Origin of the sequence: Desulfosporosinus sp. FKA, assembly GCF_002196785.1 — a bacterium.
Classification (GTDB): Bacteria; Bacillota; Desulfitobacteriia; order Desulfitobacteriales; family Desulfitobacteriaceae; genus Desulfosporosinus; species Desulfosporosinus acididurans.
The window spans coordinates 26,648-37,134 of sequence record NZ_NAHZ01000005.1 but is presented as its reverse complement, the minus strand read 5'-3'; the positions used below and the strand labels follow the sequence as shown (position 1 = coordinate 37,134).

Genomic DNA, 10,487 nt, shown 5'->3' with positions numbered 1-10,487 from the left:
GATACGGAAACAGTATAACTACATTAAAAAAATTGCCCGAGAAGGATTTTATTAAAAACAGCTCCACTTCAAATTAAACAGTGGGGCTATTTTTATACCACACGGTATGTGTTCCACCGCTTACAATCAAGCAGAATCAAAAAATGAATCCCTAGAATAGATTGAAACTAGAAGAGCTACCCGACGGGTAGCTCTTAATCATCATCACTTAACATTTCCCATGATTAAACTATAACGAATAACATCGCCGATGGTTACCAGGGTTGTAGGACATGATAGCTCTGTATGGTGTGTATTGCAAGTCAATATTTAATAAGAGTTTCGTTAAATGGGTCTAGTTACTTTAGCGAAGATCGTGTAATTAAAATCCTGTAATGAAGGTTAATGACAATAGCACCGACAGATATGGGAAGATTAAATCCCACACCAGCGGGCAGAAAATTTAAGGATGCTTTTTTAATGTTCGAAGACAAAACTCTTATTTGCAAAGACTGTGGTCAAGAATTCGTTTTTTCCGCCAATGAACAAGAATTCTACGCTGAAAATGATTCACTAATGAACCTGGTCGTTGCCCATCCTGTCGTACAGCCCGAAAGCGACAAACTCGTGGTAATGGTGGCGGATACGGTCGCCAGCAACGAGAAATGTTCCCAGCAGTTTGCGCTGAATGTGGAAAAGAGACCATGGTTCCTTTTCAACCATCCGGTGACAAACCAGTCTATTGCCGTGACTGTTTCCAATCACAGCGACGCTAGAATTGGTAAATCGTTCAGAAAAACTTCCCAAGCACTACTCCCGCCACATGACAACTCGCTAACATTTACCTAGAGGCTATTTCTTCTTGATGGCGGCTGGGTGTTCTAGGGGTGGTGACGTGAGACGACAATAATTATGAAAACAATAGTAAAATCTAGCTTAGACAGTTATAACTCTTGTATTTTCGTCTTTTAAAAAACCCGTAAGCACTTGACCCGTATATTTTACGTCTAACCCCATCTTTTCCAACATTTCAGAAACCCCATAACTATCTGCGCATGCCTTACAGGCTAATACGTCCACACCTGCATCTTTAATTTTCCCAATGTATTCCTGCAACGATGTGTCTTCTGTGAGAAGTTTTGCAGATGGACCCCAAACTATCAGTGAGACTTCATCCCACCATTCCTTAAGTTTAGAATTTAGTGTATACATAAATGCCATACGTATTGCAACTTCCCTATCCCCGTTAGTCCAAACCACTACCAACTTATTAGGCTGACTCATGCTAACATGCCTCCTGATCTTTTCTTTACTATGTTTAAAATTGCCCATTCAACAACAATACTACATTTCAAGGCCCTCTTGACAATCATGTTAATTGCAGCAATCCTATAAATCAGTTCTAGAGTGATTATTCAGAAATTGATAAACCTTGTTAGCAAGCAGCGTCGTATATCCTAGGCTATTTTCGAGGTAAATATCTCTAATACAAAGTATTTGTTTTCATTCTCGAATATATCGCACACAATTCCTGCCTGCAGATTTAGCCTGGTACATCAAGTTATCTGCCTTTTGTACTATTGTATCAACTGAATCTCCGAGATTGTACTCCGCAACTCCGAAGCTGGCAGTAACATTGCCCACATTCGGAATATCCATTCTACTTAGACGTTCACGCAGTTTTTCCGCCAAAACTACAGCCTTATATATTGTTGTTTCCGGCAATAGTATTATAAATTCCTCACCACCCCAGCGAGCAAGAGTATCTATTTTTCGAATCTTCTTAATCGTTTCCGACATAATCTTCCTTAGGACGTAATCGCCACAGTTATGACCAAAACGGTCATTGACGCACTTAAAGTGGTCTATATCCATCATTATCACGGAAAACTTACGGCTCGTTCGCTTTACACGTTCTATTTCTTCTTCAAGTTTCTGAATAAAAAAACGACGGTTGTATACACTCGTCAGGGAATCAGTAATAGATAAAAGGAAGAGTTTCTCTTCCAGCTGTTTTCTTTCACTTATATCATCGATAATTACTTGAGCACCTATTACGGTATTTCTATTTTCCCGTGGTTTAATATGGATTCTTAACCATACTTTCTTCCCCCATTTAGATTCATAGTTAATTTCATGCATAGCGGACTTATTACTTTTCAAACAGTCTTCAAGTTGTTTTGAAAGGCCGTGCCTAACCAGCAAAGGAAAAGTTAAGAGGTTGATCTTTTTTGTCTCCTCAATACTTGCAGAACCCAGTATTTCTAAAACTATTTGATTTACATAAATAATATTGCCCTTATAGTCACAGCTTATAATTCCAATTGGAGCATTCTCGGTTAATTCTAGATATTTTTGTCGACTGTTTTTAAGTTCTTCCTGTTCCTGTTTGCGTTCGGTTATATCACGAACAATTCCCACCGAATGCCAGGTATTCTTGATCCTCATGGCCGAAAGCGAAAGCTCTACAACAAACGTTCGGCCATCTTTATGTTTTGCTTTAAACTCCATTATTTTCCCTATAGCATTACCTTTTCCGGTTGTTTTAAAATGATTAAAAGCCTTACTATAAGTCTCATAAAGATGTTCTTCCGGTACGACCAACAAATGTAGATCCTTCCCTAAAATTTCTTCCTGGGGGTAACCGAAGAGCTTTTCCGCAGCAGCATTCCAGAAAGTAACATTTCCATAATCATCAAGGATAGCGATGGCATCACGTACAGCGTCTAAAACGGTGCTTAACGTCGTTTCCTTTTCCTGCAGTTCACCTTCCATCACTCTGCGTTTAGTCAGTTCAGCAATCAATTCCATAAAGAACTTTTCTCCCTTGCATTGAATGCACTTTTCTAATGTTAACTTATCCTTGATTAATTTCTTCAAATAGATTTTTTGCTTCTTAATGGATTTGATCAAACTCATTTAAATAAATTCCTAACGATTCCCCAAGCAGTTAATTTAGATTAATTATATCATATAATTCTAAGATATGAGGAATTATGCACATTTATCCCAAATTACATTATCATTGTCGGCCTTTTCCCCTGCTCCACACCGTGCATGACAGTTTCCCATCACACACAAAAAAAGCCCTCGTCAGCATAGGTAGAGGCCAAGTAATTTGCTATAAGGGGAGTAGGTTTCTACTACAACCAATCATCCCTGATAACAGCATACATAATGCAGTCATCAAATTCATCTTTGTGGATTAAATATTGCCTTAAAGTCCCTTCGTATTTCATCCCGGATTTTTGCAGTACTTTGCCCGATAAAATATTTTTACTTCTATGGAACGCCTGTACTCGATTGATACCAACATTTCTGAAAGCATATTCTATTAGGGCTTTTAATGCTTCTGACGCATACCCATTACGCCAGAAAGATTGTCCTATGCAATATTCTACATCGGCTCTCTGATTTTTACTGTCCATAAGATAGAACGCAATTTGCCCGATATTTCTATTTGTTTCTTTTAGAATTATTGACCATCTGTAAAACTCGTTACTGTCATACGAGCTGATCCATTTTTCTAATATCTGTTGAGTTTCAGAAATGGTTTCACACGCATTCTCACCGTAATTATTTTGAACTTCTGGATCACTCATCCATGTTTCAAATACGCTTTGGGTGTCAGCCATTTCAAACCTTCGGAGAATTAGTCTTTGTGTTTTGATGGTTTGTGTACCGATATGATTAAGCAAAATAATGTTTCACCTTCTATTATGCCATCTCAAATTTTAGTTCTGCCCATCCTTCTTAGTAGTTCCACGATTATCCTCCGTTTCCTTCAATAAGAAGTAAAAAGAGCGTCCAAAAACGCTCTGTTAGTTGTCACCTAACGCATCCCTCAAGGCTTTCCTGTTCGGTTTTCCGATTGGTAAGGACATCCAATCCTGCAGGATTGGAGGAGTCCGGTGGTTGACTGGTAGCAGGGCTTTATAGGGAGACGGGGATTTTGGGTTGAGGGTATCACAGGAATACGAAATACTTTTTTCGCTTTATGTTTCAAATCCTTGATTCTAAGCTAAAAAGTCGTACTTGTGCGAATGTCTATGCTTTTTGAATCAAGAACTTTGCCCGAAGAAGATAGCTCATTTATCTTGAAGACTGGTCCGTCAGATGTTTTGACAAATGTAAACCATATTCTGTCATCGTTATTTCCCACTATTTTGGCGTTTATCAGATTCTTGTGTTTGGAATCAGTCAATTTGACCCCTGCAACTTTTTCATTGTTAATGACACCAAACAGCATAGGAAAAGGAGTTCCAGAAACTTTTTGAAAATACTGCCCTGAGTAACCCGAAAATTCACCTCCCAATACCCATTTCCACCCAAGCAAACTCTTTTTAATGTAGCTGGCATCATATGTTGTGGTATTTCCAGTAAGACGTTTTATAAAAACAACTACACCATCATTTGCGTTTTCCTGATAAATCACTTTGCCCATGCGTCCTGCCTTCACAATCGCACCTTCGACAGTTGTTTCACCTTTATTAGAATCCTCTTTTTCATCGTCTCCTCCACCAGTTTAGCTTATTTATCTCCATTTGCCGTATCCCACCAACAATTTTTGTTAAAGCTTCCTCATTTTTCACTTAACTCCCCACCTGCCGCTCCCCCCACCTTCCCAGTTCGGTGCGCGCCTTTGGATAGGTAAAAAGGACATCCATCCTGCAGGATTGAAGGAGGTCGCTAGGTTGACGGGTGGTTGGTGATTATGGGATTTGGGGGGTGAGGGTAGCTGGGAGCGTGGTGTTAGGTTAGTTACTACCACTCCAGGGCTGGCGTTGCTGCAGGTACCATCATCGGCTGGTTCGGCGAAGGTATCATTTACTATTTTTTAAAAGGGTATTATACTAAAATTAGCATTTTTTCAATAGGCGGTGGTTTTATGAAGCTATGTATTGTAAACGCCGGAATAGTCGACAAATCATATCTTAAGAATGAGGAGAATTACTATGACTGTTCCGGAGAACAAAATATATCCAAGAAATGACCATGAATCCGTTTATTTAAAAAACGTAATCAAAGACCCAAATATTCTTGTAGGCGATTACACTTTTTATAATGATTATGTTAACGACCCTAAACAATTTGAAAAAAACAATGTTCTGTATCATTACCCTATAAATCACGAAAAATTAATAATTGGTAAATTTTGTTCCATTGCTTGTGGTGCTAAGTTTATTTTTACTTGCGCTAATCATGCGCAAAAGTCTCTTTCCACCTTTCCGTTTCCTATCTTCGCAAGTGAATGGGGATTAGAATGGAAGAACGTTACGGATGCGTGGGATAACAAAGGTGATATCATTATTGATAATGATGTCTGGATAGGATACGAAGCCATCGTTATGCAGGGAGTGCATATTGGTAACGGTGCAATTATCGGAACCAGAGCAGTTGTTACTAAGGATGTCCCTCCGTATACAATAGTAGGCGGAATTCCTGCTAAAGAAATCAGAAAAAGATTTGATTCAGAAATTGTTGAATCCTTACTGCAGTTGCAATGGTGGGATTGGCCTTACGATAAGATACAAAAGCATTTAACTGATATCATGAATGGAAATCTCAATGCATTGCAAAATAGCTTAATATAAATCGGCTTAAGAAGCGCTCTGTGAACAGGGTGCTTTTTTGCGACCTTTTTTAGGAGGTGTGGGCATAAATAGCCCCACTACGAACAGCTTTATCGCCCATATAAAACTGCTGCGCGGCATTTTTAAGGGCATCGGCGGTCATCCTGTTCTGGAATGGAATGCTCACTATTTATTTTCATAATTGAAAATGCTCCTTGTCTTCGCTATGTCTTCACCGATGGGAGCAATTTAGCTTCCATTTGATTTCTACCGATCATTGCTAAGGAATTGACCTATTTATGTATTATATCAACATTATTCACTAAATTTAGCTGTAAAGAGGATACACCTTCCCCTACCCCAAAATTAGCTTTCTTATTTTAACTATTATTTCTCTATAAACTACTAAAAATTATTTCGGCATTAAACTTCAGCAGATATAGCCCTTTTAATAAAAGGCATCAATCGCAGCAACAGTATATCCGTCAATGGTTCCATTGTCGAAAACTTTTTTCTCGACAGCTGTTTTTACGATGTTTAGATTGACTTGTTTTAGTCCTTCGAGATCTAGGACCTTCAGTGTATCTCTAATTGCATCAATTTGCGGCAGCTTAGTTCCTCGGGGAAACAGTTTACTAAACTCATGATTCTTTATCATGAAATTTAGTTCATTAAAGCTTTTTATCCTAAGTAAGAAGCCAAAAAATACAGGTAAAATTACTTGACCCGTGCTGTAAGTTGGGTTAACTCTTCTGTCAGACAGTTTATTCAGACCACGATCAATCTGATAAACATTCTTCATGTAGTTTACCAATTTTACAATGTAGTTCTTTCGCATTTCATCCTCTCTTCCAATCTGTTTTTAGCAGGAAGCGAGAGAGGGAAAAAGTCCGAATTTGATACACTTCTGAAATCTGTAATATTACCAGCAAGGTCAATGGTTTAATTGTGGTAGAGGCTAAACTGCTGGCACATTTCCTGAAGGTCGGAGCTTTGAGAAAGGGGTTACCTTTTCTGGGTTATTCATCAATGCCATCCTGTATTCCGACATCCAGTTAAGAGTTAAAAGCATTTGATCCAATTCGTTTTTCTTACGTTCGATCTCGCTCATCTTTTGGCGAACCCATTCAATGACTTGTTGATTGGTACGTGTATTTGTATCATGGTCCCACAAGATTTCCTTCAGTTCGGCTAGCGAACACCCCACCCCTTGAAACTTCTTTACCAGTTTCAGACGTTCGAGTGCCTCGTCTGAATAGTTACGATAGTTATTTTCTTCTCTCTGGACGTGCCGACTGTCTAATAAACCTTCCTTTTCATAAAAACGGATTGTATAGACCGTTAAACCCGATTTTTCAGCTAACTCTTGTATCTTCATGAAAATCACTCCCCTATATGACTATCCCTACAGTTAACTCTATAGTTTATAATGCAATTGTTCAAGTAATAATACAACTCAACAGATTAAGGGAGAAATCATTATGCGTGTTTTCGTAACAGGAGCATCAGGCCACGTCGGTTCCATCATCGTCCACAATCTCATCAATGCCGGTCATAAAGTCATCGGACTTACCCACTCAGACAATGGCGCCGCAAGCCTGAAAGAAACTGGAGTCGAGGTACTTCGAGGCGATCTTGACGACCTCGACAATCTTCGTAGCGGCGCTGCTGCTGCGGATGGTGTTATCCACCTGGCGTTTAAACATTCCTCAGACTTCGCTGGCTCGCTCGCAACCGATCTACTCGTCATAGAAACGATAGGGGCTGTGCTTAAAGGCTCTGGCAAGCCCTTCGTGGCCACCGGTCATTTCAACGGAACGGCATCGGATAATGCAATGTTCGCCCTCGCTGAACACGGGGTACGGACATCTATCGTGCATCTTTCACCTTCGGTGCACGGCGAGGGCGACACGGGCTTCGTGCCCAGACTTATCAAGATAGCTCGTGACAAAGGCATCTCTGCCTACATCGGCGACGGATGCAACCGGTGGCCGGCTATACATCGCCTCGATGCAGCGCACCTGTTCCTCTTGGCGCTGGAAAAAGCTCCCGCAGGGTCACGACTGGACGGAGTCGGAGACGAAGGGATACCATTCCGCGACATCGCCGGCGTTATCAGTCGGCACCTGAACGTGCCATTGGTCAGCATTTCACGCGAAGAAGCAGAATCCCATTTCAGCTTTCTTGGCTTCTCCGCCATTGCTGCGCTCGACATTCCAAGGTCAAGCGTACTGACTCAGGAACTCTTGGAGTGGCGGCCTATACAACCCGGGCTAATCGCGGATCTTGAACAAGGTCACTACTTCAAAAATTAATGAGAAGTAGTAGTAAAGCGTTTGTGACAGACTCAATTAGTACCTGCCTTTTTGATAACTCCCGTTCCTGCAAATCAGGGTTGCTTTGAATAATTTGATCCACCTGTAGCTTCTCTTTACTTTTCATTTTTCCTCATTCCTATTGCTTAAATTATACAGAACTCAATCGTCAGTTTATGACATTTTTCTTGACAACAAAATTGAGGAAGTGTATAGTAATCTCAATGTCAGTTTGTGACATTATTCTATCAAAAAGAAGGTTGAAATATACAATGAAAATCACAGTTCTGGGTTCACTTGGCAATATCAATCGTAACTATCTTCCACGCCTCATCGCCGACGGCCACGACGTCACTGTCATCACAAGCGCGCAAGACCGAGTCGACGCTATCCATGCCCTCGGAGCTAAAGCCGCTGTCGGTTCAAACCGCAACGTCAACTTCCTCACCGAAACATTCAAAGGCAGCGACGTCGTTTATCTCATGATTACAGGTATCAACCCGACGTCAGGCACTGACATGTGGCAGGCCTCCATCGAGCTTTCTGAAAATTACAAGACCGCTGTGCAAAACTCCGGCGTGAAAAACGTCGTCAATCTCAGCTCGATCGGCGCTGATAACCCCAAAGCTGGCATCCTTTACATGTATCATTTTATGGAAGACGCGCTCAACTCGCTTGAAGACGTGAACATTGCTCACATCCGCCCTGTTGGCTTTTACAATAACCTTTTTGCCGACATGCAAAACCTCAAAACCCAGCAAACCATCTTCAGCACAGTTTCAGCTGACATCACGCGCGGTTGGGTCAGCCCTGTTGATATCGCGGACGTCGCTTACGCCCTGATTTCCCACACCCCAGCGGGTAGAAGCGCGAAATTCGTCGTAAGCGACTGGGGCACAGGCAACGATTGGCTCAAGGCTCTTGCTGAAAACGGCATCGAAGCCAAATACCAACAAATCCCTGCCGAAGCCCTTGCTGCAAACATGAAAAAAATTGGCATGCACGAGGACACTGCCAACCGCTTCGTTCAAATGAACCGCGCTGGAGAAAACACTGACGAATTCTATGCAAGCCTCCGCGCCACGGATTACCATCTCGGCAAAGTTAAACTCGAAGATTTTGCGAAAGTTTTTGCAGAAACATATAAAAAATCAGTTTAAACAGTTTGGGAGACTGTTTAATCTGAAATAAGAAAACGCACCTCGGTGCGTTTCTATTTTTTAGTAGATTTAATTTTGATACAAATTTAATTTGCTTTATCTGTTATATCGATCGTCCGCTGAACAATCGAGCACGATCCAATCGGAGTTTGCCCCGTCTTTTGAAACCGCGGCTCGCCTTCTAGTAATCTTCTCACCTTCCGACAAAAATAGTTTACAAAAATTATGACTCCAAGAGTCATGCAGTTACTACTTTAAAGCTTTGTTCAAAAGCCTTACGAATCTTGTCGTAGTCCTTCTTTTTTCCGTAGCCAGCAACTAATCCAACTTCTTCATAAATTTGAAAGAGTTGTTGCCAATCAATACAGTCCATACCAATTTTATATTTAAACATGCTTTCACTCCGATTTAAAACTTTGTAAGATATACTTTGCTCATTCTATCTAACCAGCCCCATCAATATTGCCACGCTGCTCGCATAAACCAAAGCATGTAATTTTACACACCTTGGTTTATTTATGCAACGCAACATTTACTGAAGCATTATTTCAATATTATTTCTCGATCAGCGAAAACCTTTTTTGCGACAGTTATGGCGTTAAGCACTTTTGGAAATCCAGTATAGGGGATACATTGTAAAAAAGTCTCAACTACTTTTTTCGGTGAAATTCCAACATTTAACGCCCCGTTAATATGCACTTCCAATTGTGGTTCACATCCTCCTGCAGTAAGCAAACTAGTTATGGTTACCATCTCTCTTTCTTGCAGATTCAATCCACACCTACAATAAATATCACCAAACGCAAATTCGATAATATATTTTCCTAGATCCGGAGCAACATTTTGTAAGGATGCAATGACATTTTCACCTGCTGTTCCATCAATCTCAGCAAGCTTCTTCACACCTTGATCATAACGATTATTTTCCACTGTTTCCATCTCCTAATTTTTAGTATAATAAGATAATAAAACCTGGAGATAACTCCAGGTCAAGTAAAAGTTTTTATTAGGAGATTTGAAATGAGTTATTCTATTGGAGAATTTTCAAAAATAATAAGCTTAAGCATTGATACATTACGTTACTATGAAAAAGAGCAACTTATTCTTGTCGAGCGAGACACTGTGGGAAGACGCCGCTATACAGATGCCGATCTTAGTTGGATTCTTTTCATAAAAAGATTAAAAGATACAGGGATGCCTATTAAGGAGATGAAAAAGTATGCATTCCTTCGTTATAAAGGCGATTCTACTATACCTGAACGATTACATATTCTGGAACAACACCGTAAATTTGTACTAGAGGAAAAAGCAAAATGGGAATCCAATCTTGAGCACTTAGATGAAAAAATTAGTATCTATAAAGGTAAAATAGCTCAGATACCAAGTGAGCAAATATTGTAAATAGTAATTAATGTCATCCAGTACTCCCTCACCACTGACGCCCACCAAGGCATCGGAAG

The 10,487-nt window shown here is 40.3% G+C and carries 13 protein-coding genes and 1 pseudogene; 6 read left to right on the top strand and 8 right to left on the bottom strand.

The window, feature by feature from the left end; genetic code table 11:
* Positions 1-459: 459 nt before the first annotated feature.
* Positions 460-755 (top strand): annotated as a pseudogene (locus tag B5771_RS00390) (zinc-ribbon domain containing protein).
* 160 nt (positions 756-915) lie between these two features.
* Here B5771_RS00390 and B5771_RS00385 read toward each other — a convergent pair.
* The 4 genes from B5771_RS00385 to B5771_RS00370 all read right to left on the bottom strand — a co-directional run bounded on the left by B5771_RS00385 (position 916) and on the right by B5771_RS00370 (position 4,438).
* Positions 916-1,263: a DsrE family protein gene (locus B5771_RS00385; RefSeq protein ID WP_088185773.1), complete on the bottom strand. Its 348-nt coding sequence runs from the start codon at positions 1,261-1,263 to the stop codon at positions 916-918.
* Positions 1,264-1,482: 219 nt separating this feature from the next.
* A complete protein-coding gene (locus B5771_RS00380; protein WP_088185772.1) occupies positions 1,483-2,898 on the bottom strand; it encodes a diguanylate cyclase in 1,416 nt (471 codons plus the stop codon).
* A 224-nt stretch (positions 2,899-3,122) separates the two neighbouring features.
* Positions 3,123-3,677: a GNAT family N-acetyltransferase gene (locus B5771_RS00375; RefSeq protein ID WP_242966684.1), complete on the bottom strand. Its 555-nt coding sequence runs from the start codon at positions 3,675-3,677 to the stop codon at positions 3,123-3,125.
* Positions 3,678-4,000: 323 nt separating this feature from the next.
* Positions 4,001-4,438, bottom strand: a complete 438-nt coding sequence (locus B5771_RS00370; protein WP_172408105.1) for a hypothetical protein — start codon at positions 4,436-4,438, stop codon at positions 4,001-4,003.
* 496 nt (positions 4,439-4,934) lie between these two features.
* Between B5771_RS00370 and B5771_RS00365 the strand changes: the two genes are divergently transcribed.
* A complete protein-coding gene (locus B5771_RS00365) occupies positions 4,935-5,573 on the top strand; it encodes a CatB-related O-acetyltransferase (protein WP_088185769.1) in 639 nt (212 codons plus the stop codon).
* A gap of 58 nt (positions 5,574-5,631) precedes the next feature.
* Positions 5,632-5,754 (top strand): hypothetical protein, encoded by a 123-nt coding sequence (locus tag B5771_RS24955; RefSeq protein WP_282433302.1) that lies wholly within the window; start codon positions 5,632-5,634, stop codon positions 5,752-5,754.
* Positions 5,755-6,000: 246 nt separating this feature from the next.
* On the opposite strand, the gene B5771_RS00360 is transcribed toward B5771_RS24955, so the two are convergent.
* Both B5771_RS00360 and B5771_RS00355 read right to left on the bottom strand, forming a co-directional pair.
* Entirely contained in the window at positions 6,001-6,390 is a 390-nt protein-coding gene (locus B5771_RS00360; RefSeq protein ID WP_088185768.1) for a hypothetical protein, read from the bottom strand.
* Positions 6,391-6,510: 120 nt separating this feature from the next.
* On the bottom strand, positions 6,511-6,930 hold the full coding sequence (locus tag B5771_RS00355; protein WP_088185767.1) for a MerR family transcriptional regulator: 420 nt from the start codon (positions 6,928-6,930) through the stop codon (positions 6,511-6,513).
* Between the two features lie 103 nt (positions 6,931-7,033).
* Between B5771_RS00355 and B5771_RS00350 the strand changes: the two genes are divergently transcribed.
* A complete protein-coding gene (locus B5771_RS00350; protein ID WP_088185766.1) occupies positions 7,034-7,867 on the top strand; it encodes an SDR family oxidoreductase in 834 nt (277 codons plus the stop codon).
* Positions 7,868-8,139: 272 nt separating this feature from the next.
* Positions 8,140-9,027: an NAD(P)H-binding protein gene (locus B5771_RS00340; RefSeq protein ID WP_088185765.1), complete on the top strand. Its 888-nt coding sequence runs from the start codon at positions 8,140-8,142 to the stop codon at positions 9,025-9,027.
* A 238-nt stretch (positions 9,028-9,265) separates the two neighbouring features.
* Here the strand turns inward: B5771_RS00340 and B5771_RS00335 are convergent, their stop codons facing one another.
* Both B5771_RS00335 and B5771_RS00330 read right to left on the bottom strand, forming a co-directional pair.
* Positions 9,266-9,421, bottom strand: coding sequence for a hypothetical protein (locus B5771_RS00335; protein WP_207652662.1), 156 nt, complete (start codon positions 9,419-9,421; stop codon positions 9,266-9,268).
* Between the two features lie 149 nt (positions 9,422-9,570).
* Positions 9,571-9,957 carry a carboxymuconolactone decarboxylase family protein gene (locus B5771_RS00330; protein ID WP_088185764.1) on the bottom strand — a complete coding sequence of 129 codons (387 nt, stop codon included), beginning with the start codon at positions 9,955-9,957 and terminating at the stop codon, positions 9,571-9,573.
* Between the two features lie 90 nt (positions 9,958-10,047).
* On the opposite strand from B5771_RS00330, the gene B5771_RS00325 reads away from it, so the two are divergent.
* Positions 10,048-10,428, top strand: coding sequence for a MerR family transcriptional regulator (locus B5771_RS00325; protein ID WP_088185763.1), 381 nt, complete (start codon positions 10,048-10,050; stop codon positions 10,426-10,428).
* Positions 10,429-10,487 lie beyond the last annotated feature (59 nt).

Coding starts and splice junctions, on each gene's coding strand:
- B5771_RS00365 (WP_088185769.1), top strand. CDS start 4,935: ATGACTGTTCCGGAGAACAAAATATATCCAAGAAATGACCATGAATCC.
- B5771_RS00380 (WP_088185772.1), bottom strand. CDS start 2,898: ATGAGTTTGATCAAATCCATTAAGAAGCAAAAAATCTATTTGAAGAAA.
- B5771_RS00350 (WP_088185766.1), top strand. CDS start 7,034: ATGCGTGTTTTCGTAACAGGAGCATCAGGCCACGTCGGTTCCATCATC.
- B5771_RS00385 (WP_088185773.1), bottom strand. CDS start 1,263: ATGAGTCAGCCTAATAAGTTGGTAGTGGTTTGGACTAACGGGGATAGG.
- B5771_RS00335 (WP_207652662.1), bottom strand. CDS start 9,421: ATGTTTAAATATAAAATTGGTATGGACTGTATTGATTGGCAACAACTC.
- B5771_RS00325 (WP_088185763.1), top strand. CDS start 10,048: ATGAGTTATTCTATTGGAGAATTTTCAAAAATAATAAGCTTAAGCATT.
- B5771_RS00360 (WP_088185768.1), bottom strand. CDS start 6,390: ATGCGAAAGAACTACATTGTAAAATTGGTAAACTACATGAAGAATGTT.
- B5771_RS00340 (WP_088185765.1), top strand. CDS start 8,140: ATGAAAATCACAGTTCTGGGTTCACTTGGCAATATCAATCGTAACTAT.
- B5771_RS00355 (WP_088185767.1), bottom strand. CDS start 6,930: ATGAAGATACAAGAGTTAGCTGAAAAATCGGGTTTAACGGTCTATACA.